Source organism: Streptomyces viridifaciens (genome assembly GCF_001888885.2).
Classification (GTDB): domain Bacteria; phylum Actinomycetota; class Actinomycetes; order Streptomycetales; family Streptomycetaceae; genus Kitasatospora; species Kitasatospora aureofaciens.
The window spans coordinates 1,156,892-1,181,001 of record NZ_CP090841.1 but is presented as its reverse complement, the minus strand read 5'-3'; the positions used below and the strand labels follow the sequence as shown (position 1 = coordinate 1,181,001).

The window sequence follows — 24,110 nt, the reverse complement described above, 5'->3', positions numbered from 1 at the left end:
GATGGCATGAAGCCCCGGCTGTGAGCCCGCCCGGCATCCTGTACGTTCCTCTAAGCAGGAGAATCCCGCAGCCCAGGTGTTGGCCGGGTGCTACCTACGACCGTAATCCGGCCGTGATTCGCGGGCTACGGCCCCGGGACCCGGTGAGCCGCTGGTACGTAACGCCGAGCACGGATGTTCGGGCACACTGTCACCCCCGGACCGCGTGTCCGGCCACCCCACCCCCTCGATCCGGCTCCCTTCCCCGTTCCACCCCCTGGTCCAACCCCCCGTAAGGAGTCCGCGGATGCGTGTCCGTGACCTGCTCGCCCCCGGCGCCCCACGACTGCGCCTGCTCGCGGCCGAGGAGGAGCTGGACCGGCAGGTCAGCGGTGTGATGACCACGGACCTGCACGACCCCGGCCGCTACCTGCACGGCGGCGAGCTGGTGCTCACCGGCATGCTCTGGCGCGGCGGCCCGGCCGACTCCGAACGGTTCGTCCGGACCATCGCGGCCGGCGGCGCGGTCGCCCTGGCGGCCGGCGAGGCCGAGGTCGGCCCGGTGCCCGAGGACCTGGTCGAGGCCTGCCGCCGGCACCGGATGCCGCTGCTGGCCGTCCCCGACGACATCGCCTTCGGCACCGTCACCGAGTTCATCGGCCGTCAGGTCTCCGCCGACCGCGCCGCCGACCTCGCCGCCCTGGTCGACCGCCACCGGCTGCTGGTGTCGGCGGCCGGCGGCGGCGGACTGGACGCCGTGCTGGACCTGCTGGGCGGCGACCTCGACCTGGACTGCTGGGTGCTCGCCCCCACCGGCGCGGTGATCGCCGGCCCGGCCGACCGGCTCACCGCCGAGGACCGCGACCAGCTGGTCCGCGCTCACCTCGCCGCCCAGCGCCAGCGCCGCCGCCCCCCGCACCGGGCCCGGCTGGCCGGAGGCGCCTACTCGCTGCTGCCCGCCGGCGCCTCCGCCGGCGCCTCCGCCGGGCCCGAGGCGCCGCAGACCGGTGCGCTGCTGGCCGACTGGGTGCTCGCGGTGGCCGGTGACGTCACCGAGTGGACCACCAAGCGCCAGCAGCTCGCCGAGAACCTGGCCCGTCTGGTCGCCGCCGAGCGCCACCGCCGCGACGAGGGCCGCCGGCTGCGCCGCCGACTGGCCGACGAACTGCTCGCCCTGCTGCGCCGCGACGCCGACCCGGGCGAGATCAGCCGCACTCTGTACGCCTCCTCGGCGATGGCCGCCCGCTACGAGAGCCCCGAGCCCAAGTCCCAGGCACAGGAATCCTCCTGGCTGGTGCTCAGCGCGGAGGGCACCGGCCTGCCGGAGGGCACGGTACGGGCCGTCCTGGAGGAGGCGCTCGGCGGCACCTCCGACCGCGCCCTGGTCGCCGGGGCGGGCAACGGCGCCGTGGTGGTGCTGCCTGCGCTGGACACCCCGGTGCCCGCCGACACCCTGCGCGAACTGCTCGCCCCGCTGGAGGCCGGGCTCGGCTCGGAGGGCCGGATCACCCTCGGCGTCTCCGCCCCCGCCTCCGAGGCCGGCGGCCTGCGCGGCGCCCTGGAGGAGGCCCGGCACGCCCGCCGGATCGCCGCCGCCCGGGTCGGCCGGGTCTGCGTGGCCGGTCCCGAGGAACTGGCCTCGCACGTGCTGCTGCTGGCCGCCGTCCCGGACGAGGTCCGCCGCGCCTTCCGCAGCAGGCTGCTGGACAAGGTGATCGCGTACGACATCGAGCACCAGGCGGACCTGGTCCGCACCTTGGAGGCCTTCCTGCGCTCGGACGGCTCGTGGACCCGCTGCGCCGGGCAGCTGCACGTCCACGTCAACACCCTGCGCTACCGGATCGGCCGGATCGAGGAGCTGACCGGGCGGGACCTTTCCCGGCTGGAGGACCGGGTGGACTTCTACCTGGCGCTGGAACTGGCCTGACCGGTGGACCGATCGCCGGTCTTGTCGCCGGTCTGATCGTCGGCCTGATCGGTGGACTGACCGCCTTCTGGCAGTCCCGGTCGGGCCCCGGTCGATCCTGACCGTGTCCGATCGGTTCCTGGGAAATCGCCGGGAGAACCGAAAACGGCCGAGGGCCCGCCGCCAACGCTCGCGGCGGGCCCTCGGCCGTGCCGACCGGTCTGACCACCGGTCGGTCTGACCACCGGTCGGTCGTGACGGCCGGTCGGTCGTGACGGCCGGTCACTGCACCGGGATGATCCCGGTCAGCCACTCGAAGGCGCTCGGGACCATCCGCTTCCACATGTCGGTGGTGTGCGGGCCGGTGCTCTCCTCAACCTGGACCTTGGTCGGCTCCTTGGCCACGGCGGCGATCGCCTGACCGTCCTCGTAGCCGTCGCCCTTGGCGCCGCTGACGAGCAGGGCGACCTTCGGCGGCTGCTGGGCGGACTTGAGGATGTTGACCGGGTTGTTGGCCTCGCGCAGCTTCGCGTCCTTGCCGACCAGCGAGTCGGGCTCGACCGCCGGGTCGTTGTAGCCGGACATCGCGATGCCGGCCCGGTAGCGGTTGGGGTGGGCCAGCGACAGCTTGGCCGCGCAGTGGGCGCCGGCCGAGTAGCCGGCGATCGCCCAGCGGTCCGCGGACGGGTCGGCGCGGAAGTTGTCCATCACCATCTGCGGGACGTCGCGGGTGATCCAGGCGTCCGCGTTGATCTTGCCCGGGATGTCGGTGCAGCCCGCGTCCTGGTGGCTGCCCAGCAGCAGGGTGCGCGGCGAGACCAGGATGAACGGCGCGACCTTGCCCTGCTGCATCAGCGGCTTGAGCTGCTCGGAGACCTTGAGGGTGCCGTACCAGGTGGAGGAGGAGCCCGGGTAGCCCGGGATCAGCTCGACCACCGGGAACTTCTTGTCCTTGAACGCCGGGTCGTTGTACTGCGGCGGCAGCCACACCAGAACCTCGCCGTCGACGCCCGACACCTGGCCCTTGAGCTCGGTCTTCTGGACGTCGCCGGGCACCGCCGGGTCGTTCACCCCGCCGAACTTCTGCAGCACCTTCGGGGGCTGCTTGGCGGCGTCGCCGGACTGGCCGTTGCCCGCCGGGTCCGCCGGCGGCACCGAGGGCACCGCGCGGACGTGGTCACCGGTCCCGAGCAGGTCGTCCCAGTTGCCGTAGATCAGGTTCGCGTTGTTCACCATCACGAAGACCATCAGCACGGCCGTGACCTGACAGAACATGATCATGACGATCCGGGAGAGAGTGCGCACGGGCTGCGGGCCGCGCACCTTCCCCCAGAACAGCAGCGCCACCGTGATGGACACCGGCACAAGGACGACGGTGAGGATGAAGAATGGCGTACCTGTCAGTTCCATCGAGTTCTCGTATCCGGGTCGCTCGCCGCTCGGGCCCCAGGCGCCCGAACGCACGTCAATGGCATCAGACGGCTGGGAACCGATGATCGGTTGCCGTCCGAATCTGTGCGGAACCTGAGAGGAACATCACGTTTCCGAGCTGTTCCTGCTTCGGGTCGGCGCCTAGTCTGTCACCCGGACGGCGGTGCTCCGGACCAGATGTTCAGCGAACTTCCAGGAAGGTCCCCCGGGGCACCTTACCTCCCGGCCCGTGCGCGCCGCCGGGCGAGGCGGTGCGATCCCGCGCAGCCGGGCCAGAGAGACTATGGGGATGAGCACAACCCGCTTTCGCCCGTCCCGCCGCTTCTGGCCCGTGTGCGCCGTCCTGGCCCTCGCGGTCACCGCGGCCGGTTGCAGCAGTACCGGAGGCAGACGCGCCGAGGAGGCCCGCGCCAAGGCCGTGGCCGCCGGTGGCAGCGCCGTCACCACCCCGCGCTGGAAGGTCGCCATGGTGACCCACGCCGGCCCCGGGGACGCCTTCTGGGACAGCGTGCGCAAGGGCGCCGAGCAGGCCGCCGCCAAGGACAACATCACCTTCCTGTACTCCAACGACGCGCAGACCCAGAACCAGGTCCAGCTCGTCCAGGCCGCCATCGACCAGAAGGTCGACGGCCTGCTGGTCACCCTCGCCAAGGGCGACGCGATGGCCGACGTCCTCGGCAAGGCCAGGGCGGCCGGCATCCCGGTGATCACGATCAACTCCGGTCAGGAGTTCTCCGCGAAGTTCGGTGCACTGACCCACATCGGTCAGGACGAGTCGGCGGCCGGTCAGGCGGCCGGGGCGGAGCTGGCCTCCCGCGGCCGCAGGAACGTGCTCTGCGTGATCCACGAGCAGGGCAACGTCGGCCAGGAGGAGCGCTGCTCGGGCGCCCAGTCCAAGGCCGGCGGCAGCTTCCAGGTGCTCTACGTCAACGGCACCGACATGCCCGACGCCCGGGCCGCGATCTCCGCCAAGCTCCAGGCCGACCCCTCCATCGACACCGTGCTCACCCTCTCCGGCCCGATGGCCGCCACCGGGATGCAGGCCGTCCAGGACGCCCACCGCGGCGTCGAGCTGGACACCTTCGACCTGGGACCGCAGGTGGTGGCCGGGCTCAAGTCCGGCACCGTCGGCTTCGCCGTCGACCAGCAGCCCTACCTCCAGGGCTACGAGGGCGTCGACCTGCTGTGGCTGTACAAGTCGAACCTGGACATGCTCGGCGGCGGCAAGCCCGTCGCGACCGGCCCGCAGATCCTGACCAAGGACAACGCCGACGCGCTCGCCGAGTACGTCGCGAGGGGGACCAGGTGAGCGCCTCGACCACCCCCGACCTGCTCGTCCAGGACCGCCCGGCGGCCCTGCGGCGGCTCCTCGCCCGCCCCGAACTGGGCTCGCTGATCGCCGCCGTGGCGGTGTTCGCGGTCTTCGCCGCCGCTGCCGAGCCCTTCCTGCGGGTCTCCTCGCTGGGCACCGTCCTCTACGCGGCCTCCACCATCGGGATCATGGCCGTGCCGGTCTCACTGCTGATGATCGGCGGCGAGTTCGACCTGTCGGCCGGAGTGCTGGTCACCACGGCCGCGCTGACCTCCTCGATGGTCTCGTACCAGTTCACCGCCGTCACCTGGGTCGGCGTCCTGGTCTCGCTGGCGACCACGCTGGCGGTCGGCTGGTTCAACGGCTGGATGCTCGGCCGCACCAAGCTGCCCAGCTTCATCGTCACCCTGGGCACCTTCCTGATGCTGACCGGCGCCAACCTCGGCGTCACCAAGGCCGTCTCCGGGACGGTCTCCACCAAGTCGATCGCGGACATGCAGGGCTTCGAGACCTGCCGCCTGCTGTTCGCCTCCGAGGTGAACATCGGCGGGCTGACGGTCAAGGCCACCGTCTGGTGGTGGCTCGGCCTGCTCGCGGTCGGCAGCTGGGTGCTGCTGCGCACCCGCTTCGGCAACTGGGTCTTCGCCGTCGGCGGTGACGCGTCCGCCGCCCGCGCGGTCGGCGTGCCGGTCGCCCGGACCAAGACCGTGCTCTACCTGGGCGTCGGCTTCGGCGCCTGGGTGCTCGGGCAGCACCTGCTGTTCTCCTTCGACACCGTGCAGTCCGGCGAGGGCGTCGGGAACGAGCTGATCTACATCGTCGCGGCCGTCATCGGCGGCTGTCTGATCACCGGCGGCTACGGCTCGGTGGTCGGCTCCGCGCTCGGCGCGCTGATCTTCGGCATGGCCAGCAAGGGGATCATCTACGCCCAGTGGAACCCGGACTGGTTCAAGTTCTTCCTCGGCGCGATGCTGCTGCTGGCCGCGCTGCTCAACGCCTACGTCAAGCGCCGGGCCGAACGGGGGCCGCGATGAACGACGCACTCTCCCCGGGCGGCGAACTCCTCTCCCTGGTCGGCGTCGGCAAGTCCTACGGGACGGTCCGGGCCCTGGAGGACGTCTCGCTGACCCTGCGGGCCGGCGAGATCAGCTGCGTGCTCGGCGACAACGGGGCCGGCAAGTCCACCCTGATCAAGATCATCGCGGGACTGCACCAGCACGACGAGGGCACCTACACCGTCGGCGGCGAGGAGGTCCGGTTCGACTCCCCGCGCCAGGCCCTGGACCTCGGCATCGCCACCGTCTACCAGGACCTGGCCGTCGTGCCGCTGATGCCGGTGTGGCGCAACTTCTTCCTCGGCTCCGAACGCGGCATGCGCCGCTGGGGCGGCCTGCGGCTCGACGCCGACGGCATGCGCGCCACCACCCGTGAGGCGCTCGCCAGGATGGGCATCGACCTGCACGACGTCGACCGGCCGATCGGTACCCTCTCCGGCGGGCAACGCCAGTGCGTGGCGATCGCCCGCGCCGTGCACTTCGGCGCCAAGGTGCTCATCCTGGACGAGCCCACCGCGGCGCTCGGCGTCAAGCAGTCCGGGGTGGTGCTCAAGTACGTCACCGCGGCCCGCGACGCCGGGCTCGGAGTCGTCCTGATCACCCACAACCCGCACCACGCCCACCTCGTCGGCGACCACTTCACCCTGCTCAAGCGGGGGCGGATGGCCGGCAGCCACCCGCGCGCCGAGATCGGCCTGGAACAGCTCACCACCGAGATGGCCGGCGGCTCCGACCTCGCCGAGCTCTCGCACGAGCTGGCCCGGCCGTCCGTCGCCGACCCGCTCGAGCCCCCTGTTTCCCGTGAGACCCGCGAGACCCGTGAGGAGCGTCCGCAGCCGTGACCAGCCCCCAAGGCACCACCCGGCCGGCCGTCCTGCCCACCCTGCTGGGCCTCGGCCCGCGCGCCGAGCGCCGCCGCCGCGCCCTGCCCGCGGGGATACTGCGGCTGCCCACCATCGGTGTCGACATCGGCGGCACCAAGGTGGTCGCGGGGGTGGTCGACGGCGAGGGCAAGGTGCTGGAGAAGCTGCGCACCGACACCCCGCACAAGAGCAAGAGCGCCAAGGTCGTCGAGGACGTCATCGTCGAGCTGGTGCTGCAGCTCGCCGACCGGCACGACGTCCATGCGGTCGGCATCGGCGCGGCCGGCTGGGTCGACGCCGACCGCTCCCGGGTACTCTTCGCCCCGCACCTCAACTGGCGCAACGAGCCGCTCCAGCAGGCGCTCAGCGAGCGGCTGCGCTTCCCGGTGATCGTGGAGAACGACGCCAACGCCGCCGCCTGGGCCGAGTGGCGCTTCGGCGCCGGGCGGGGCGAGGACCACATGGTGATGCTCACCCTGGGCACCGGCATCGGCGGCGCGGTCGTCCGGGACGGCTACGTCGACCGCGGGAAGTACGGCCTGGCGGGCGAGTTCGGGCACATGCAGGTGGTGCCCGGCGGGCACCGCTGCCCGTGCGGCAACCGCGGCTGCTGGGAGCAGTACTCCTCCGGCAACGCGCTGGTGCGGGACGCCCGCGAACTGGTCGCCGAGGAGTCCCCGGTGGTGCAGCCGCTGCTCGCCCGGGCCGGGGGGACGGTCGAGGGCATCACCGGTCCGCTGGTCACCGAGGCCGCCCAGGACGGGGACCCGACCGCCGTCGAGCTGCTCTACGAGGTCGGCACCTGGCTCGGCGTCGGCATCGCCAACCTCGCCGCCGGCCTCGACCCGGGGCGCTTCGTCATCGGCGGTGGTGTCTCCGAGGCCGGCGACCTCCTCCTCGGCCCGGCCCGGGACACCTTCCGGCGCACCCTGACCGGCCGCGGCTTCCGGCCGGAGGCCACCATCGTCCACGCCGCCCTCGGCAACGAGGCAGGCCTGGTCGGCGCCGCCGACCTGGCCCGCCAGGTGGCGCGGCGGTTCCGGACCATCAAGCGGCGACGGGTGGAGCGCAGCGCGCTGTAGCGGTGGGGCGCCGGGCGGCGGCCGGGCGCGGATGACAACTGACAGATTTCAGCGAACAGATAACGTCATCTGTTCGCTGAAATCTGTCATCTGAAAGTCCTCAGTCGTCAGCCCGCCGACTTCCAGCGGTCCCGCCCGTCGGTGCCGGGGCCGCAGACCATCGGGGTGCCCTTCGTGGTGACGCCGGTCGCGCCGGCCGGGGAGCAGAAGGCGCCCGGGTGGACGGTTCCGGCGGACCCGCCTGCCGGGCCGGACCCGCCTGCCGAACCGGACCCACCGGCGTCGGACCCGCCTCCGGAGCCCGACCCGCCGGAGGTCGAACCCCCCGAGCCGGACGAGCCTCCCGTGCCGGACCCGCCCGAGCCGCTCCCGCCACCGCTGCCGGTGGACGAGCCGCTCCCGCCGCCCGTGTTTCCGCCGCCGCCCGGATCGGCCGGCCGGGCGGTGGGGTGCGGCGTGGGCCTGGGCGCGGTCGGGGCCGGTGGCTCGGTGTGGTTCTGCGGGGCCTGGGTCGGGGCGGGCGGTTCCGGTGCGGTGGTGGCCGGCGGCGTCTCGGCCGGCGTCGGCGTTGCCGTCGGTGTCGGGTCCGGGGCGGGCGTCGGCGTGGCGGTGGGCGTCAGGCCGGCGGACGGGCCGGTCGTCGCCGCGACCGGTGCGGGGGTGGGTGCGGTGGTGGCCGGCTGGGGGCCGACCAGCGCGCCGAGCCACACCAGGCTGCAGAACGCCGCGACGACCGTGCTGATGAGCCTGCGCCAGAGCGGTCGGGGCCGCCAGGTCCAGGCGATCGCGAAGGCCGCGACCGGGAAGACCAGGAAGCTGGCGGCGTGCACCCCGCGGCGCTGCCACCAGGGGCGGAGCGGCGGAACCGCCGGTGGCTGGGAGGGCGGGGGCGGGGGTGGTGACGGATACACGGGGGAGCCGGGTCCTTCTCGTGGTGGGGACGTGGCGAACCCTCACACCGTATACAGATCGCATAAAGAGACGTTCCGAATCGTGCGGAACCGAATCCGGAACGTGACCTCCGATTGTCCTGGCCTGTCGGTACGTCAACTACCCATGGGTAGCGATGCGGTGTGGTTGTCGGATTGTCGCTCCTGTGGAACAACTGGTGAGTTGACGTCGAATCAGGAGGACTCGGATGAGGGCTCTGACCCGTCTCGCGCCACCACTGCTGCTCGCCACCGCACTGGTCTGGGCCACCACCGGTCCCGCCGGCGCCGCGGCACCGCCGACTAAGGCACCGGAGGCGGTGGGGTGGGGTGGGGCGGTGGCGTCCGTGGACGCGGACGCCACCGCCGCCGGGATCGAGGTGCTGCGCAAGGGCGGGAACGCGGTGGACGCGGCGGTGGCCGTCGCCGCGGCGCTCGGGGTGACCGAGCCGTACTCCTCCGGGATCGGCGGCGGCGGGTACTTCGTCTACTACGACCACGCCACCGGACAGGTGCACACCGTCGACGGCCGGGAGGTGGCCGGCCACACCGCCGACAGCGGACTGTTCCTGGAGGACGGCAAGCCGCTCGCCTTCGCCGACGCCGTGACCAGCGGCCTGTCCGTCGGCGTCCCCGGCACCCCCGCCACCTGGGACTCCGCCCTGCGCCAGTGGGGCACCCGCTCGCTCGCCCAGGCCCTGGCACCCGCCGAGCGGATCGCCGAGAACGGCTTCGTCGTCGACGACACCTTCCGCGGCCAGACCGCCGACAACTACGGCCGGTTCAAGGACTTCCCGGCCACCGCCAAGATCTACCTGCCGAACGGCAAGCCCCCGGAGGTCGGCTCCGTCCTGCGCAACCCCGACCTCGCCGCGACCTACAAGCTGCTCGCCAAGGACGGCGTGAAGGCCTTCTACCAGGGCGAGTTGGCCCGGGACATCGTCAACACCGTGCAGCACCCGCCGGTCGACCCGGCCTCCGGCCGCAACGCCCGCCCCGGAAAGGTCGACACCGCCGACCTGGCCGCCTACCAGGTCCGCCGCCAGGCGCCCACCCACGTCGCCTACCGCGACTACGACGTCTACTCGATGGCCCCTTCCAGCTCCGGCGGCACCACCGTCGGCGAGGCGCTCAACATCCTGGAGGACGGCGAACTCTCGGACTACAGCAGCACGCAGTACTACCACCACTTCCTGGAGGCCTCGCGGATCGCCTTCGCCGACCGCAACCGCTGGGTCGGCGACCCGAGCTTCAACGACGTCCCCACCAAGCAGCTGCTCTCCGAGCGCTACGCCGCCTCCCGGGCCTGCCTGATCAGCCCGGACCACGCCCTCAGCAGCCCGCTCGCCCCCGGCGACCCGCGCCACCCGGCCGACTGCGCCGACACCGGCCAGGCCGTCGCCGAGCCGTACGAGGGCCCCAACACCACCCACCTCACGGTGGCGGACCGCTGGGGCAACGTCGTCTCCTACACCCTCACCATCGAGCAGACCGGCGGCAGCGGCATCACCGTCCCCGGCCGGGGCTTCCTGCTCAACAACGAGCTGACCGACTTCGACTTCGCACCGCTCACCGCCGGAGTCCCCGACCCCAACCTGCCCGGTCCGGGCAAGCGGCCGCGCTCCTCGATGTCCCCGACCGTCGTGCTGCGCGACGGTGAGCCGCTGCTGGCCACCGGCAGCCCTGGCGGCGCGACCATCATCACCACCGCCCTCCAGGTGCTGCTCGGGCGTCTCGACCGGGGGCTGAGCCTGGAGCAGGCCATCGCCGCGCCGCGCGCCAGCCAGCGCAACACCGCCGTCACCCAGGCCGAGCAGGGCTTCCTGGCGCTGCCGGAACGGGCCGGGCTGGAGGCCCTCGGGCACCGGTTCGCCAACGGCGGCGAGATCGGCGCCGCCACCGGGGTGGAACGGCTGCCGGACGGCCGCTGGGTCGCCGCCGCCGAACCGGTGCGGCGTGGCGGCGGCTCGGCCGCGGTGGTCCGGCCCGCAGGCTCGCGCTGACCCGGGCGGGCGCCCGTCCCGGAGGCTGACCGGCCGGGTTGTCGGCGCCGGGCGGTATGTTCGGGGTGGGCCTCCCTCCGGGGCGGGCCCACCCCCGTCCGTACCGACCGAACCACCGGGAAGGCCGCCCGCCGTGACCGTCCGCATCGCCACCTGGAACATCAACTCCGTCACCGCGCGGCTGCCCAAGCTCCTGGAGTGGCTGGAGAGCGCCAGGCCCGACGTGCTCTGCCTCCAGGAGCTCAAGTGCGCGGCCGACGCCTTCCCGTACGAGCAGGTCCGGGAGCTCGGCTACGAGACGGCCGCGCACGGCACCGGCCGGTGGAACGGCGTCGCGATCGTCTCCCGGCTCGGCCTGGAGGACGTCGTGCGCGACCTGCCCGGCCAGCCCGGCTACCTGGCCGACGGCGCCCTGCTGCCCGACGTCGAGCCGCGGGCCATCGCCGCTACCTGCGGCCCGGTCCGGGTCTGGTCGGTCTACGTGCCCAACGGCCGCGAGGTCGACCACGCCCACTACCGCTACAAGCTGGAGTGGCTCGAGGCGCTGCGCAAGGCCGCCGCCGCCGACGCGGCCGGTCCGCGTCCCTTCGCCGTCCTCGGCGACTTCAACATCGCCCCCACCGACGAGGACGTCTTCGACGTCGCCGCCTTCGAGGGCCTCACGCACGTCACCCCGGTCGAGCGCGCCGCGCTGGAGGCCCTCGGCGAGATCGGTCTGCACGACGTGGTGCCGCGCCCGCTGAAGTACGACCGCCCGTACACCTACTGGGACTACCGTCAGCTGGCCTTCCCGAAGAACCGGGGCATGCGGATCGACCTCACCTACGGCAACAAGCCCTTCGTCGACGCCGTCACCGACAGTTACGTGGACCGCGAGGCCCGCAAGGGCAAGGGCACCTCGGACCACGCCCCGGTCGTGGTGGACCTGGACGTCTGAGGCAACAGGGCTCCACCCCTGGTCACACTAAGTGACGGGCCGTCGCTCGAACGGACCTGAGCGGTGGCCGCCCCCGGAGCCCCTGCCTACCGTCGGTGAATGACCGGGTGCAGTTGAAACACCACGTGGACATGGGAGTCCCCGGCTGCGCCCGAGAATCCCGGAGGTTCGGCATGCGCCCCATGCGTACGGCCGCCGCCGCTCTGATCGGCGCGACGGTGCTGACCGGTCTGACGGCCCCCCTCGCGGCAGCCAGGGACGGCGCGGCCTCGGTCAGCCCGTCCCAGGCCGCACCGGGCCAGACCGTGACGGTCACGGTCTCCTGCGAGAAGTCGGACAGGCCCGACGCCAAGACCGTCACCGCCCACTCCGCCGCCTTCGAGGGCGGCCCCGCGACCCTCACCCTGGGGTCCGACGGCAAGCACACGGGCTCCGCCCGGCTGGCCTCCCAGCACAACGGCAACAGCAAGGTCGACGGCACCTGCCCGGACGGCGCCGCCTTCTCCACCGGTGTCACCGTCACCACCGTCGCTGCCTCCGGCCCCGACAAGGGCCTCGGCGACTGGGGCAAGGCGGCCGGGGAGTGGGCCGGCTCGCTCGGCCAGTCCGGCGTCGGCAGCCAGCAGGTCGCCCCGCACGGCGCGGTGAAGACCGGCCTCGGCGGCTCGGTCGCGGCGGACCCCGCGGAACTGGCCGGAGGGCTGGCCCTGGTCGCGGGCGGCCTCGGCGGCTTCTGGCTGCTCCGCAGGCGCAATGCCTGACGGCGGCCCCGTCCCCATCGCGCCCGCGCGACGCGCCGCCGGATCCTGACGGGACCGGCGGCGCCTCGACGCGTCAGAAAGCAGGTCGCTCCTGCAGCTCCTGTCGTTCCTCGTGCCGGAGGATGCCGCTGGCCAGCAGGTACTGGGCCAGCACGTACGTCGCCATGATCCAGAACTGATGCCCCGGAAGCTCGCGCCACTTCGCCAGCTGGGTGGCGATCAGCGTGTCGGACAGCAGGAACAGTGCCCCGCCCAGCCCGGTTCGCCAGCCCAGCCCGGCCGAGGTGACGGCCGTCGAGGTGAGCAGCAGGCTGTACCCGGCCACCGGGACCTTCAACTCCCCGAGGTCCGGCCAGAGCTGACCGACCAGGCCCGCCCAGGCCGTCGCGTACGCGGCCGCGACCACCAGTGCGCGCCGGCGGTCGGTGAACGCCCCGCGCTGGACGAACATCGTGACGTAGCAGACGTGCGCGGCCGCGAACGAGCCCATGCCGGCCAGGAAAGCGGTGTCGTCCTTCAGCTGCAGCAGCACGTCCCCGCCGGCGCTCGCCAGCAGCGCCGGGGCCAGCAGCTTCGGCGCCTCGCGCCCGGCGGTGGTCGCCGCCGACACGCTGTGCGCGGCCAGCAGCGGCATCAGGGCCGGCTTGGTGGCGTTCTGCAGCACCGAGGCCCCGGACAGGATCGAACCCAGGTGCGCCACCGAGGTGGCCGCGAAGCCGCCGAGCAGGCCGGTGGCCGAGCGCAGGCGCCCGCCGAGGCCGGCGGCGCGGGTGGTCGTACGGATGCTCATGCGGTGAATGCCTCCGAGGTCGCTCGGCTGGGGGACCAACCGACCCTACGGGAGCCGACCGGGCGGGGGAAGACCGGGTTACCGGTGCGTAACCCGTCCGGGGAACGGGCCGTGACGGACCGGGCCGGGAGAGCGGAGGGCCTGCGGCCGGTTCGAGGGCTCCTGCGGAGACTTCCTCAGGAGGACGGTTGCTGCCACCGGGTGACCCGGCCACCGTCTAGTCTTGACCCCGACATGGAGCAGCAGGAGTACGCGGTCGGCGCCACCCGGGTGGCCGCCGGCAGACCGGACGGGCGCACGGGCGGGGCAGGACGGGGAACCGCCGACGCCGTCCTCGCCGTACGTGAAGCCGAACGCGAGGTCGAGCGCTCGGTCGAGCGCGGTGCCGAAGGCGAAGTCGAACGCGACTGCGAGGCCGACCCCGTGGGGGCCGTGGCCGGGAGCGGAGCTGACGACCCGCTGACCTCCGCCGAAGGACTCTCGCCCGACCCGGGGCTGCTGCGGCTCGCCCACTGGTTCGCCGCCGCCACCCCCGGCACCGCGGACGACCTGTGCACCGCCTCCTTCGGCCTCTACCCCGCCCGCCACCTCGGCGCCGCCGCCGCCCCCGCCGACCCCGCCGTCAGCTGGTGGCACGGCCCGACCGCCCACGCCGCCGTCCCGCGCGCCCGCGAGGCCCGGACGGACGGCGGCCTGCGCCGCGCCCGCCGAGACGCCGCCGCACTGCCCGTCGTCCGGTCGGGCGCCAAGCAGGGCGGCCCCGGCAGGCACCGCAGGCCGGAGCGCAGCCGTGCACTGCCGGATGCCCCCCGTGACGTGCAGGATCGTTCCGGTGAGGAACTCCCGGACGCCGAACGCCGTATCGCCGCCCGGCTGCTGCTCGCCCACCCGCTGGTCACCGCCTCCGGCCCGCACGCCGACGGCTTCCCCCTGATCCGCCGTCACCGCGACTGGCTCACCGAACGCTTCGACACCCTGCTCGGCTACCGCCTCGTCATCGGCCCCTGGCACGCCCGGCTCTTCAAGGCAGGCCTCGGCCCCGGCGCCGCCCGCCGCCTCGAACACCCGGCCACCGGCGCCCCGTTCACCCCGGCCGGCTACGCCCGGCTCGCGCTCGCCCTGGCCCTGCTCGTCGACGCCCCCGAGCAACTCCCGTACGGGAGGCTGGTCCAGGCGATGCGGGCAGCCGCACCCGACCTCGCGGCGGAAGGGGCGCCGACGGGCACGGCGGCGCTCGACACGTCCCTCGGTGCGGCCCTTGACGCGTCCCTCGACATGGCGCTCGCCGCACTGGCCGACTGGCAGGTGCTCGGCGAACTGCCCGCCGACCCGGGCGACACCGCCTTCGTCCTGACCGTCGACCGCGAACTCGCCCGCGCCGTCCCGGCCGGCCCGCCCGCGCTCGCCGATGACGCCGCCGACCTCATCCGCCGCGCCGCCGAGGCCGAGCCCGGCACCGCAGTGCGCCGCCTCCTCGCCGAGACGCCCGCCGTCCTCACCACCGACCTCCCCGAGGACCAGCGCGAGTGGCTGCGCGAGCACCGGCTCAGCGGCCCGGCCGCGCTCGCCGAGTTCCTCGGGCTGGAGGCCGAACTGCGTGCCGAGGGCGTCGCCCTGCTCGACCCGGCCGCCGAACTCACCGACCTCGCCCTCCCCGGTGCCGGCACCCTCGCCCAGGCCGCCCTGCTGCTGGTGGAACGCCTGGTCGAGGAGGTCCGCCCGCTGCCGGGTGAGGACCCGGGCGGCGACGTAGCGATCCCCGACGCGCTGATAGACGGGGTCCTCGGCGACATCGCCGACGACCACGACCTCCCCGCCCGCTACCTCGCCGACCGCACCGCCCTGCGCCGCGACGCCCTCGACCTCCTCCACCGCCTCGGCCTGATCACCCCGACCCCCCGGGCCACCTGGCTCCTCCGCCCCCCGGCCGCCCGCTACGCCCCGGCCCCCGACTTCCGCCCCACCCCCGGCACCGGCCGCCACTCCCGCCCCACGACCCCGACTCCGCCCCCGCCCCGCGAGGGCCCGCACACCTAGCGACGCCCCTGGCCACCGGCACGTCGCTCCGCCCCGGCCCCGACCTTCCGCGCCGCCCCGGCACCTGCCGCCACCACCGACCCGCGCGGCCGGTGCAGCTGGCGCCGTGACCGCACGGGGTTCGCCGGGTTGCCGAGTGGGACCCTGTGGCCCGGTGCGCTCCCGTCCCACCATGGCGACCAGCAGCGGCGTAGTACAACAGGTCGTCGGCGAGGTGCTCGACGGTCGGATCGGCCCTCGCGAGGCGGCGGTGCTCGCCCGGGGTGCCGGCGGAGGCCGGGCCCGGCTCGGCTGGGGCCGCGGGCCGAGCCGGGCCAGGGGTTAGCCGGGACCCCGGACCGGGCGCCGGGAGGTGGCGGTTACCTGCTGGCGGTGGCGGTGGCGAGCGGGCCGTGCTGGACGGTCTCCACGGTCGCGCCGACGCCGAGGGTGCCCAGGGCGATGGAGGCGAGGACGGCGGTGCAGGCGAGAAGGCGGCGGTGGCGCTGGGGGAGCGGGAAGCGCGGTTCCTGGTAGGGCGCCTGAGTGCTGGCGTTCATGACAGGGAGGCTTCCAGGGCGGTGTGAACGGTCGGTACGCGCGGGTGAAGTCCGGACGGGGGTTGGGCGTCGGTTGGCCGCATACGCCCCACCCGACCCGCGGGCGGGGCGTATGTGCTGGTCAGCGGGGCCCTCCGCGGCCGGCGAGGGCCAGGCCGACGGCGACCGGTACGGCGTCCCGTACGGCGTCCCGTCAGGCCGCCTGTTCCTCGCTCGGCGCGTGCGCCGTCGCCAGGTAGTGGGAGAGCACCCGGCGGCTGCGGGTGAGGTCCTCGATCCGGGCGTCCAGGTCGGCGAGTTCGTCGCGCAGGGTGGCGAGCAGGTTCGGACAGGCCGTCAGGGCGGGCACCGGGCCGGTGGCGCAGGGCAGGATCCCGGCGATGATCCGGGTGGGCAGACCGGCCGCGAGCAGGCTGCGGATCTGCCACACCCGTACGGTGTCCTCCTCGCCGTACTCGCGGTAGCCGGCCGCGGTGCGCGCGGGCCGGAGCAGGCCCTGCTCCTCGTAGTAGCGGAGCAGGCGGGCGGACACCCCGGTCACGCGGGCGAGTTCTCCGATGCGCATGATCGGGTCAACGCGGTCCACCGCGGGGCTGTTCCCGCTCGGGCCGGTGCCCGGGTTCGGGTTCCCCGGCTCAGCCCTTCACGAACTCCATGACCACTTCGCGCAGTTGGGACAGCGCCTCGATCATCGGCAGGTGTCCGGAGGGGAGTTCGACGAAGCGGGCGCCCGGGATGCCCTCGGCCAGCAGGCGGTGCTGGGACGGCTGGACGAGCATGTCCTCGGCGGCCCCGACGACCAGGGTGGGCACGGCGATCGAGGCCAGCTCGGCGCGGACGTCGGTCCGGGCGGCCAACCGGAACTGCTGCGGGAACCCGGCCGGCAGCGGGGACCTGAGCCCCTCGCGGAGCGCCGCGAGCTGGACCGCGGGCAGGGCGTCCACCCAGCTGTGGCCGAGCACGACGGTGAGCATCAGGTCGGCCAGCTCGGCGGGCCGGTCGCGGAGCCCGACCATGAGCTCGGTCAGGGTGCTCTGCCGCGCCGACCCGCCGGCCACGCCCGCGATCAGGAGCAGCGAGCGGACCCGCCCGGGGTGGCGGTTGGCGATCCGGACGGCGACGGCGGCGCCCAGCGAGAAGCCGGCCAGGTCGAAGGTGTCGAGGCCCTCCTCGTCGGCGGCGGCCACCAGCCGGTCGGCGTACTCGTCCAGGGTGGGTTCGCCCGGCTCGTACGGGCTGTCGCCGGAGCCGGGGTAGTCCGGGGCGACGACGGTGCGGTGCGCGGCCAGGTCGGCCAGCAGCGGGCCCCAGTTGTCCCGGGCGCTGCCCCCGGCGCCGTGGGCGAGCAGCAGGCCGGGGCCGGAGCCCTGGACGATCCGGGCGAGCGGGGCGACGGCGGGGGCGGGGACGGTGGACGGCACGGGTGCTCCTCGGGTCGTGGGTTTCCTGGTCGTACGGCGGGCCTGGTCGTACAGGTGCCTGGCCGTGCGGTGGCCTGGTCGTACGGGCCGCCCGGCTGGGCCGGGGCTCGATTCCGACACCGGGAACGCTAGGGATTCACACCGGTGAGAAGGTCAAGTGGAAAGCCCGGGGGTTCGCCCTGGTCACGGAAAGCGCCGGAGCGCCTACGCTGGGGCGTGGAGCGCCATCCGGACAGTGCCGTCCGGATACCGCTGCGCTCCGCCGCCGGGGCGCTCACCGTGCCCGCGTCGGCCGCTCCGGTGTTCGCCCCGGGCCGGGCGGCCGCCGAGGAGGTGCCAGGCCCCGTGCCCGAAAGCGTCAACATCCCCGGAATCGTCAAGCCGCTGCCCGCCCAGTGGTTCGTCCAGCGCGACACCAACGCCGAGATGCGGTGGGAGTCGCTGCGCGACGCCGACGGCGAGGCCGTCGTCGGCCGTCATGTTCCGGTGGAACGGTTCTTCGTCCGCAACCACACCAGCACCCCGCTGATCGACCCGGTCGGCTGGCGGCTGAAACTGTTCGGCAGCGGCCTGCGCGGCGCCCCGTCCCCGGAGCGGGCGGTCGAGTTCGCCCTGGACGACCTGCGGGCGCTGCCCGCCACCGGCATCCACGCGCTGATCGAGTGCGCGGGCAACGGTCGCAGCTACTTCCACCGCCAGCAGGGCCGGCTCACCCCCGGCACGCCGTGGACGCTCGGCAGCATCGGCTCGGCGAGCTGGCGGGGCGTCCGGCTGGCCGAGGTGCTGCGGGCCGCCGGGCTGACCGACGCGGCGGTCGACGTGCTGCCTACCGGACTGGACCCGGACTACGTCGTCGACGGCACCGACTACGGCCCGGTGCGCCGCCCGCTGCCGATCGCCAAGGCGCTGGACGACACGCTGCTCGCGTACGAGATGAACGACGAGCCGTTGACCCCCGACCACGGCGCGCCGGTGCGGCTGGTGGTGCCCGGCTGGGTCGGCATCGCCTCGATCAAGTGGGTCGGCAGCATCGAGGTCGCCGACCACCCGCTCCACTCACCCTGGAACACCGTCTTCTACCGGATGTACGGCCCGGGTCACCCGCCCGGCGGCGGGCCCGCGCTCACCACCCAGGTGGTCAAGTCCGCCTTCGAACTGGCCGAGGGCGCGCGGCTGGAGGCCGGCCGCGAGCACCGGCTGCACGGGCGGTCCTGGTCCGGCACGGCACCGGTGCGGCAGGTGGAGGTGAGCACCGACGGCGGCCTGAGCTGGCGGACGGCCGAGCTGGCCGAGGAGCCGTGCGCCGGTGACTGGACGCGCTGGAGCACCGTCTGGCGCCCCGAGAGGCCGGGCCGCTACGAGCTGCGCGCCCGCGCGACGGACCGCCAGGGCGCCACCCAGCCCGAACGGGAGGCCTTCAACCGTGAGGGCTACCTGTTCGGCGCGGTGGTGGCGCACCCGGTGACGGTGGTCTGAGAGCCCCCGACGAGAGCTCCCGACGAGAGCTCGCGGTGAGAGCCTGAGGCGAGCCCCCGCTGAGCCCCCGACGGGCCTCCCGATCCGGCTCAGCCGGTGGACTGGACCTCGTACGGGGCCGGATAGTGGGTCTCGTACGGGGTCAGCACCAGCCGCACCACGTCCTCCAGCCGCCGCCGGGCGTCCCCGAGCGTGGTGCGGCCGGTCACCCAGGCGGTCAGCTCGCCCTGCCAGGCGTGCGCGACGATGTGCCGCACCAGCTCGCTGGCGGCGGCCGGCACCTCGGCCGTCACCGCCTGGAGGGCGGCGCTGTCGGCCCGGGCCATGCCCTGCAGCGCCTCGCTGGCGAAGGGATCGGTGGAGGCGGCGACGGCCACCCGCAGACGGGCCAGTTCGGGCTGGCGCTGGTAAGCCCGCATCCCGCCCCGGACGAACCGCACCGCCCGGTCCGTGGCCCCCAGTCCGGCGCGCGGCCCCCGCAGTTCGGCCACCAGGTCCGCCAGCAGCAGCCGGTGCCACTCGGCGATCGCCGCCGCCAGGAGGTGGTCCTTGGAGGAGAAGTATCGGTACGCCGTCCCCAGGGCGACTCCGGACCGCTCGCAGACCTGCTTCATCTGCAGCCGCTCGACGCCGATCTCGTTCACCAGGGCGAGCGCGGCCGCGATCAGGCTTTCGCGGCGTTCGAGCTGACGCGGAGACATCGCCTCCACCGGCCGTGGTGACAGGTCAACCTTGGTCACCCGCACCATGATACGGGCCGGGGCCGCTCAGGAGTATGACGCCGACCGGCCCCCTTCCGTTCGCCCGGCGGCAACCGGGCTTCCTCCGGGGGCTGCCGGGGCGTGCCGGGGCGCCCCGGCAGCTCCTCGGGCGGCGGTCGGAGCGCCGGGGTGTCGGGGTGTCGGAGCGCCGGGGCGGCGAGCGCCGGGGCGTGGGGGTGTGGCAGCGCCGGGGCGGCGAGCGCTACGGCAGCCTGCGGATCAGCGCCTCCTGGACGGCCGAGGCCACCAGTCGGCCGTCGCGGTCGTAGAACTCGCCGAGCGCCAGGCCGCGGCCGTCCGAGGCGGACGGGCTGCGCTGGGCGAACAGCAGCCACTCGTCGGCCCGGAAGGGGCGGTGGAACCACATCGCGTGGTCCAGTGAGGTCATCAGCAGCCGGGGCGGCTCGGTGCGCTGGAAGAAGTTCGGCTGTTCGTGCAGGCCCGCGGTGGAGGCCAGGGTGAGGTCGGACAGGTAGGTGAGGGCGCAGGTGTGCAGCAGCGGCTCGGTGTCCGGCAGCGGGGTGGCGATGCGCAGCCAGACGAACTGCTGAGGCATCCCGGGGACGGCCGGCGGCACGCCCGGGGCGTCCGGCGGCACGAAGCGCAGTTCGAGGTCGCGGAAGCCGTCGGAGCTCCTGACCGCGGCGCGCAGTTCCTCGTCCCGGTGGGAGAAGGCGTCGGGCAGGCACTCCGGGCCGGGCAGCGGCGGCATCGCGCGGTGGCGGTCGCCGGCGGTCGGCTCGGGGAGCTTGAAGGAGGCGGTGAGGTTGAAGATCTCGTTCCGCTCCTGCACCGCCCGGACCCGGCGGGTGGTGTAGGTGAAGCCCTCGCGCAGCCGCTCGACCTGGTAGTCGATCGGCCGGGTCGGGTCGCCGGGCAGCATGAAGTAGCCGTGCAGCGAGTGCACCGCGCGCTTCGTGGCGCAGGTGCGGCCGGCGGCGGCGAGGGCCTGGGCGGCGACGTGGCCACCGAAGGTGCGCATCGGGGCGCCGGCGTGGCAGTGGCCCCGGAACGTGTTCTCGTCCAGCTGCTCGATCGCCAGCAGTTCGGCGAACGGGGCGGCCGGGTCGGGCGCCTGTTCGGTCGGCCTCTGCTGTTCTGTCAGGTCGGTCACGGGCCCATAGTGGCAGAAGCCAACCGTGCGGTGGTGTGACCTGGGTAACGCTCCAGGGGGATAGAACGTGTTCCATTGCGAGCGTCGGCGACATCGAACGAATGACGGACGACAGATAACAGATGACAGAATTCAGCGAACGGATTTCAGATGACAGAGTTTGAAATCTGTTCGCTGACACCCGTCACCCGTTCCCGCGCCTCCGGCCGCCCCGCGACCAGCGGTTCGATGCCGCGCGGCTTCGCCGCGACGGCGCGCCACCACAGCCGCAGGGCCGGTGGGTCGACGGGCTCGAAGGGCTTGCCCGGGCGGGGGACGGCCAGGTGGACGCCGAGGGCCTGGGCGGCGGCGACCACGCGTTCGGCGGGCTCCTCCCAGGGATGGAGCGCCAGGTTGAAGGTGCACCAGTGGATCGGCAGCATCAGCTGTCCGCCCAGGTCCAGGTGCGCCTGCACGCCCTCCTCCGGGGTCATGTGCACCTCGGGCCAGAACTCGCTGTACGCGCCGACCTGCACCATCGTCGCGTCGAACGGGCCGAGCCGGCGACCGATCTCCGTGAAGCCGGGGAAGTACCCGGTGTCCCCGCTGTGGAAGATCCGGTGCCCGCCGCCCGCCACCACCCAGGACGCCCACAGGAACAGCGCGCTGGTGCGCGGACCGCGGCTGCAGTAGTGCCGGGCCGGGGTGGCGGTCAAGGTCAGCCCGGTGACCTCGGCCGACTCCCACCAGTCCAGCTCGACGATCCGCCGCGCGGGCACTCCCCAGTGCTCCAGGTGTGCCCCGACCCCGAGCGGTACGGCGAACACCGCGCTGCTGTCGATCAGGGCCCGTACGGTGCGCATGTCGAGGTGGTCGTAGTGGTCGTGCGAGATCACCACCACGTCCACCGGCCCGAGTTCGGACAGCGGCAGCGGCACCGGGTGCAGCCGCTTGGGCCCGGTCCAGTCGAACGGGGAGCAGCGCTCGCCCCAGACCGGGTCGAGCAGGATCCGCCGTCCCCCGATCTCGGCGAGCACGGTGGCGTGCCCGAGCCAGGTGAGCCGCAGCCCGGAGGCCGGCGGGGCCGCCAGGTCGACCGGGAGCAGCCGGTGCACCGGCACGGCGGCGGCCGGGGCCCGGCGGGTCTTGTCCGCGCTCAGCTGGGCGCGGGTGATCTCCAGCGGGGTCCGCTCGTAGACCAGTCGGCGGGTCGGCACCGGGTTGCGGAAGGCGCCGTCGGCGAACTGGGGCGAGCAGCGGATCCGGGCCAGCCGTTCGCCCCTGGGCTCGGCCCCGAAGGCGTCGGTGCGGACCCGGTGCCAGGCGGCGCGGGGGAGTCCGGCCAGGCCGGGGACGGCCCGTTCCGGTACGGCCCGGACCGGGAAGGCGGGTTTCCCGGCGGGTGGCGGGGCGAACTGCGAGGCCAGACCGGCGAGACGGGAGAACCACGGGGCGGGGCGGGGCACGGCTCCTCCAGGGACGGTCACGGCTACCGGGCAGGCCGGGGCGCGTACCTCGGAGGCTCATGAGGCCGCTGGGGTACGACAACCATCTCGTCGGACGTTACTCGCCGTGGGCCGTTCGGACCCGGTGGAGGGCCCGGCACGGTGCAATCGGCGTACCCGATGCCTGCCCGGTCGCCGCGGTGGCGACTCCGCCGCAGCCGCTGCGCCGCTACGCGTAGAAGCGGGTGATCGCCTCGGCGACGCAGTGCGGCTTGGTGCTCTGCTCACTGGTGATGGTGAACCGCACCACGGCCTGGACCCCGCCCGGGACCTCGGTGGCCGAGAGCAGTTCGGCCGTGGCCCGGATCGCCGTGCCCACCGGCACCGGGGCCGGGAAGCGCACCTTGTCCGAGCCGTAGTTCAGTGCCATCCGCACGCCCTCGACGCCGTAGCACTCCTTGGCCAGTACCGGGATCATCGACTGGGTCAGATAGCCGTGCGCGATGGTCGAGCCGAACTGGCTCTCCTTCGCCCGCTCCGGGTCGACGTGGATCCACTGGTGGTCCCCGGTGGCCTCGGCGAAGAGGTCGATCTTCCGCTGGTCGATGGTGTGCCACTCGCTGGTGCCCAGTTCGGTGCCGACGGCGGCGGTCAGTTCGGCGAGGGACGCGAAGGTCGTCACGGTGCGCTCCTGGAGGGGGACGGGCCCCGCGGAGGGGCCAGGACGCGGGAAGCGTATGCCTACCCACCGGTACCTGTCAGGAGCGGAACGCGAAGCGCCAGTTCAGGGCCGCAGCAGCGGCCGCCCGGCGGCTCCCTGCCCCACTGGCCCCTGGCCCAATGGACCCTGCCCGGTCGGGAACAGCCGGCGGCCGCTGACCAGCTCCGGTACCAGCGCGACGAACAGCGGCTCCGGGTCCCCCACCCACGGGCGAAGCCCGGACCGCAGCACCCGGCGTACCTGCTCGGGGTCCCTCACCGCGTCCGCCCGCCCGTGCACCAGCACGCTCCAGCCGGTGCGGGTGACCGGGTCCAGCAGGTCCGCCTGGAAGGCCACCACCGTGCCGTCGAGCCCGCGCGCGGTGGCACTTCCCCGGCGCACGGCGAGCACCAGCCGCCCGTCCAGGACCTCGAAGGAAACCGGCAGGACGGCCGGCAGTGCGTGCTCGGTGTACACCACGCGCCCGACGGGCACGGTGCTGAGCAGCCGCAGGCACTCGGCCTCGCTCAGGGTCTCCACACCGTCCTCACGCTCCATGCGATCGATCGTCCTCGGTCGGCGCGTGCGTCGATAGGGCCCATGGTCCCTGGGCGGACGGGTCGGGAGCCCCGTCGGCGGCCGCCCGGCGGGGTAGCCTGCCCGGCGGCGGAACCGATGGCTGAATCGGTGGCGGGATCGGTGGCGGGGCGGGTGCAGGAGGGGGCGGACGGATGGCCGGCGGAGTCGATCTGGTGGTGATCGGGGCGGACGGCGGCCCCGACCGGGCCTTCGGTGGTTCGGCGCACGCCCCGGCGGGCGCCCGGCTGCTGGCCGAGGTGCTGCCCGGGATGTGCTTCGACACCGGGGCCGCGGGCTGCCGGGTGAGCGCCGTGGCGCCGGACGCGGACGCCAACGCGATGCTCACCGCCGTCCGCGGCGCCGCCCAGCACCCCGGCCGCTGGCTGGTGGTCTGCCTGGTCGGCCAGTTGGTGGCGGACCCGCGCGGGCGCCGGCTCGCCCTGGTCACCGGCGGCAGCACCCCCGACAACGCCTACCGGCGGGGCCTGGCCTGGGACTGGGTGGTCAGCGCGATGGTGCACGGCGACCAGGAGGAGGCGCTGCTGCTGGTCGACGCGGTGGCCGACCGGGACGCCTGGACGGCGCTGGAGCGCACCGGCGAGGACACCGCCGGCGAGCTGCTCAGCTACTCCAGGGTCCCGCTGTGGGGCCGGATCGGCCGGTACGCCCCGGGCAGACGCGGCCGGGGCGCCGTACTGCCGGGTGACGAGGGCTCGTTCAGCCGGGCGCTCACCACCGTCCTGCGGCAGGGCGTCCCGGGTGCCCCCGCGGCCGTCGCCCCGTCGGACCTCCAGCCCGCCGTGGCCGGTCTGCTCGACGGGGGAGATCCGCCCGGTAGTTCGGGTGCGCCGGGCGCGCGCCTGCTCGTTCCGCCGCAGGGCGGGCGCCTGTTGATGCGCAATCGGGCCGCCGTTCGGGGCGCATTGGCCGGATTGTCGCTTTCCGAAGAACTGTTGGCCGTCCTGTGGCGGGAAAGCGCCCCGACGGAACCGCCTTCCGCGTAAGGTCAGG

General features: G+C 74.0%; 23 protein-coding genes. 12 read left to right on the top strand and 11 right to left on the bottom strand.

From position 1 onward, the window contains the following. The first annotated feature begins 286 nt into the window (after positions 1–286). Complete coding sequence (locus BOQ63_RS12745) at positions 287–1,906, top strand: PucR family transcriptional regulator (protein WP_030282935.1); 1,620 nt, start codon at positions 287–289, stop codon at positions 1,904–1,906. Between the two features lie 261 nt (positions 1,907–2,167). Here the strand turns inward: BOQ63_RS12745 and BOQ63_RS12740 are convergent, their stop codons facing one another. Further along, positions 2,168–3,295, bottom strand: a complete 1,128-nt coding sequence (locus tag BOQ63_RS12740) for an alpha/beta hydrolase (protein ID WP_030282932.1) — start codon at positions 3,293–3,295, stop codon at positions 2,168–2,170. 310 nt (positions 3,296–3,605) lie between these two features. On the opposite strand from BOQ63_RS12740, the gene BOQ63_RS12735 reads away from it, so the two are divergent. Genes BOQ63_RS12735 through BOQ63_RS12720 form a run of 4 tightly spaced genes read left to right on the top strand, consistent with a single transcriptional unit; the run spans position 3,606 to position 7,628 of the window. Further along, positions 3,606–4,625, top strand: coding sequence for a sugar ABC transporter substrate-binding protein (locus BOQ63_RS12735; protein ID WP_046386853.1), 1,020 nt, complete (start codon positions 3,606–3,608; stop codon positions 4,623–4,625). Then, positions 4,622–5,662 carry an ABC transporter permease gene (locus BOQ63_RS12730; RefSeq protein WP_030282928.1) on the top strand — a complete coding sequence of 347 codons (1,041 nt, stop codon included), beginning with the start codon at positions 4,622–4,624 and terminating at the stop codon, positions 5,660–5,662. Before BOQ63_RS12735 ends, BOQ63_RS12730 begins: the two co-directional genes overlap by 4 nt. Further along, positions 5,659–6,525 carry an ATP-binding cassette domain-containing protein gene (locus tag BOQ63_RS12725; protein ID WP_051746798.1) on the top strand — a complete coding sequence of 289 codons (867 nt, stop codon included), beginning with the start codon at positions 5,659–5,661 and terminating at the stop codon, positions 6,523–6,525. The genes BOQ63_RS12730 and BOQ63_RS12725 overlap by 4 nt, the downstream gene beginning before the upstream one ends. Then, positions 6,522–7,628: an ROK family glucokinase gene (locus BOQ63_RS12720; protein WP_030282924.1), complete on the top strand. Its 1,107-nt coding sequence runs from the start codon at positions 6,522–6,524 to the stop codon at positions 7,626–7,628. The genes BOQ63_RS12725 and BOQ63_RS12720 overlap by 4 nt, the downstream gene beginning before the upstream one ends. Before the next feature lie 107 nt (positions 7,629–7,735). Here BOQ63_RS12720 and BOQ63_RS12715 read toward each other — a convergent pair whose 3' ends face one another. Continuing rightward, positions 7,736–8,458: a hypothetical protein gene (locus BOQ63_RS12715; protein WP_030282922.1), complete on the bottom strand. Its 723-nt coding sequence runs from the start codon at positions 8,456–8,458 to the stop codon at positions 7,736–7,738. 308 nt (positions 8,459–8,766) lie between these two features. Here BOQ63_RS12715 and ggt point away from each other — a divergent pair, with 308 nt between their 5' ends. From ggt to BOQ63_RS12700, 3 genes are all read left to right on the top strand, one after another. Continuing rightward, on the top strand, positions 8,767–10,560 hold the full coding sequence (gene ggt, locus BOQ63_RS12710) for a gamma-glutamyltransferase (RefSeq protein ID WP_030282920.1): 1,794 nt from the start codon (positions 8,767–8,769) through the stop codon (positions 10,558–10,560). Positions 10,561–10,693: 133 nt separating this feature from the next. Continuing rightward, on the top strand, positions 10,694–11,497 hold the full coding sequence (locus tag BOQ63_RS12705; protein ID WP_030282918.1) for an exodeoxyribonuclease III: 804 nt from the start codon (positions 10,694–10,696) through the stop codon (positions 11,495–11,497). 173 nt (positions 11,498–11,670) lie between these two features. Further along, positions 11,671–12,258 carry a hypothetical protein gene (locus BOQ63_RS12700; RefSeq protein WP_030282916.1) on the top strand — a complete coding sequence of 196 codons (588 nt, stop codon included), beginning with the start codon at positions 11,671–11,673 and terminating at the stop codon, positions 12,256–12,258. Between the two features lie 73 nt (positions 12,259–12,331). Here the strand turns inward: BOQ63_RS12700 and BOQ63_RS12695 are convergent, their stop codons facing one another. Then, positions 12,332–13,048 (bottom strand): lysoplasmalogenase, encoded by a 717-nt coding sequence (locus BOQ63_RS12695; RefSeq protein WP_046386641.1) that lies wholly within the window; start codon positions 13,046–13,048, stop codon positions 12,332–12,334. Positions 13,049–13,282: 234 nt separating this feature from the next. Here BOQ63_RS12695 and BOQ63_RS12690 point away from each other — a divergent pair, with 234 nt between their 5' ends. Beyond that, positions 13,283–15,085 (top strand): DUF2398 family protein, encoded by a 1,803-nt coding sequence (locus BOQ63_RS12690; RefSeq protein ID WP_150475852.1) that lies wholly within the window; start codon positions 13,283–13,285, stop codon positions 15,083–15,085. A gap of 172 nt (positions 15,086–15,257) precedes the next feature. Further along, complete coding sequence (locus BOQ63_RS12685) at positions 15,258–15,410, top strand: hypothetical protein (protein WP_157846539.1); 153 nt, start codon at positions 15,258–15,260, stop codon at positions 15,408–15,410. A 34-nt stretch (positions 15,411–15,444) separates the two neighbouring features. On the opposite strand, the gene BOQ63_RS12680 is transcribed toward BOQ63_RS12685, so the two are convergent. The 3 genes from BOQ63_RS12680 to BOQ63_RS12670 form a co-directional block, all read right to left on the bottom strand. Then, on the bottom strand, positions 15,445–15,624 hold the full coding sequence (locus BOQ63_RS12680; RefSeq protein WP_030281081.1) for a hypothetical protein: 180 nt from the start codon (positions 15,622–15,624) through the stop codon (positions 15,445–15,447). 193 nt (positions 15,625–15,817) lie between these two features. After that, positions 15,818–16,210, bottom strand: coding sequence for a MerR family transcriptional regulator (locus BOQ63_RS12675; RefSeq protein ID WP_223885917.1), 393 nt, complete (start codon positions 16,208–16,210; stop codon positions 15,818–15,820). Positions 16,211–16,259: 49 nt separating this feature from the next. Beyond that, a complete protein-coding gene (locus BOQ63_RS12670) occupies positions 16,260–17,045 on the bottom strand; it encodes an alpha/beta fold hydrolase (protein ID WP_072654262.1) in 786 nt (261 codons plus the stop codon). A 216-nt stretch (positions 17,046–17,261) separates the two neighbouring features. Between BOQ63_RS12670 and BOQ63_RS12665 the strand changes: the two genes are divergently transcribed. Then, positions 17,262–18,521, top strand: a complete 1,260-nt coding sequence (locus tag BOQ63_RS12665) for a sulfite oxidase (RefSeq protein WP_050366444.1) — start codon at positions 17,262–17,264, stop codon at positions 18,519–18,521. Positions 18,522–18,610: 89 nt separating this feature from the next. Here the strand turns inward: BOQ63_RS12665 and BOQ63_RS12660 are convergent, their stop codons facing one another. From BOQ63_RS12660 to BOQ63_RS12640, 5 genes are all read right to left on the bottom strand, one after another. Continuing rightward, positions 18,611–19,261, bottom strand: coding sequence for a TetR/AcrR family transcriptional regulator (locus BOQ63_RS12660; RefSeq protein WP_030281094.1), 651 nt, complete (start codon positions 19,259–19,261; stop codon positions 18,611–18,613). A gap of 223 nt (positions 19,262–19,484) precedes the next feature. Then, positions 19,485–20,396 carry an acyl-CoA thioesterase gene (locus tag BOQ63_RS12655; RefSeq protein WP_305953100.1) on the bottom strand — a complete coding sequence of 304 codons (912 nt, stop codon included), beginning with the start codon at positions 20,394–20,396 and terminating at the stop codon, positions 19,485–19,487. A 146-nt stretch (positions 20,397–20,542) separates the two neighbouring features. After that, on the bottom strand, positions 20,543–21,721 hold the full coding sequence (locus BOQ63_RS12650; RefSeq protein ID WP_078867177.1) for an MBL fold metallo-hydrolase: 1,179 nt from the start codon (positions 21,719–21,721) through the stop codon (positions 20,543–20,545). A gap of 328 nt (positions 21,722–22,049) precedes the next feature. After that, positions 22,050–22,502: a MaoC family dehydratase gene (locus tag BOQ63_RS12645; protein ID WP_030281102.1), complete on the bottom strand. Its 453-nt coding sequence runs from the start codon at positions 22,500–22,502 to the stop codon at positions 22,050–22,052. Positions 22,503–22,604: 102 nt separating this feature from the next. After that, the gene (locus tag BOQ63_RS12640; protein ID WP_063737795.1) at positions 22,605–23,078 is read right to left on the bottom strand and encodes a pyridoxamine 5'-phosphate oxidase family protein; all 474 of its coding nucleotides are present in this window, start codon (positions 23,076–23,078) and stop codon (positions 22,605–22,607) included. 173 nt (positions 23,079–23,251) lie between these two features. Here BOQ63_RS12640 and BOQ63_RS12635 point away from each other — a divergent pair, with 173 nt between their 5' ends. Beyond that, positions 23,252–24,103: a hypothetical protein gene (locus BOQ63_RS12635; protein ID WP_030281107.1), complete on the top strand. Its 852-nt coding sequence runs from the start codon at positions 23,252–23,254 to the stop codon at positions 24,101–24,103. Positions 24,104–24,110: the final 7 nt, after the last annotated feature.

Coding starts and splice junctions, on each gene's coding strand:
- BOQ63_RS12685 (WP_157846539.1), top strand. CDS start 15,258: ATGGCGACCAGCAGCGGCGTAGTACAACAGGTCGTCGGCGAGGTGCTC.
- BOQ63_RS12745 (WP_030282935.1), top strand. CDS start 287: ATGCGTGTCCGTGACCTGCTCGCCCCCGGCGCCCCACGACTGCGCCTG.
- BOQ63_RS12695 (WP_046386641.1), bottom strand. CDS start 13,048: ATGAGCATCCGTACGACCACCCGCGCCGCCGGCCTCGGCGGGCGCCTG.
- BOQ63_RS12700 (WP_030282916.1), top strand. CDS start 11,671: ATGCGCCCCATGCGTACGGCCGCCGCCGCTCTGATCGGCGCGACGGTG.
- BOQ63_RS12680 (WP_030281081.1), bottom strand. CDS start 15,624: ATGAACGCCAGCACTCAGGCGCCCTACCAGGAACCGCGCTTCCCGCTC.
- BOQ63_RS12635 (WP_030281107.1), top strand. CDS start 23,252: ATGGCCGGCGGAGTCGATCTGGTGGTGATCGGGGCGGACGGCGGCCCC.
- BOQ63_RS12725 (WP_051746798.1), top strand. CDS start 5,659: ATGAACGACGCACTCTCCCCGGGCGGCGAACTCCTCTCCCTGGTCGGC.
- ggt (WP_030282920.1), top strand. CDS start 8,767: ATGAGGGCTCTGACCCGTCTCGCGCCACCACTGCTGCTCGCCACCGCA.
- BOQ63_RS12640 (WP_063737795.1), bottom strand. CDS start 23,078: ATGGAGCGTGAGGACGGTGTGGAGACCCTGAGCGAGGCCGAGTGCCTG.
- BOQ63_RS12735 (WP_046386853.1), top strand. CDS start 3,606: ATGAGCACAACCCGCTTTCGCCCGTCCCGCCGCTTCTGGCCCGTGTGC.
- BOQ63_RS12740 (WP_030282932.1), bottom strand. CDS start 3,295: ATGGAACTGACAGGTACGCCATTCTTCATCCTCACCGTCGTCCTTGTG.
- BOQ63_RS12690 (WP_150475852.1), top strand. CDS start 13,283: ATGGAGCAGCAGGAGTACGCGGTCGGCGCCACCCGGGTGGCCGCCGGC.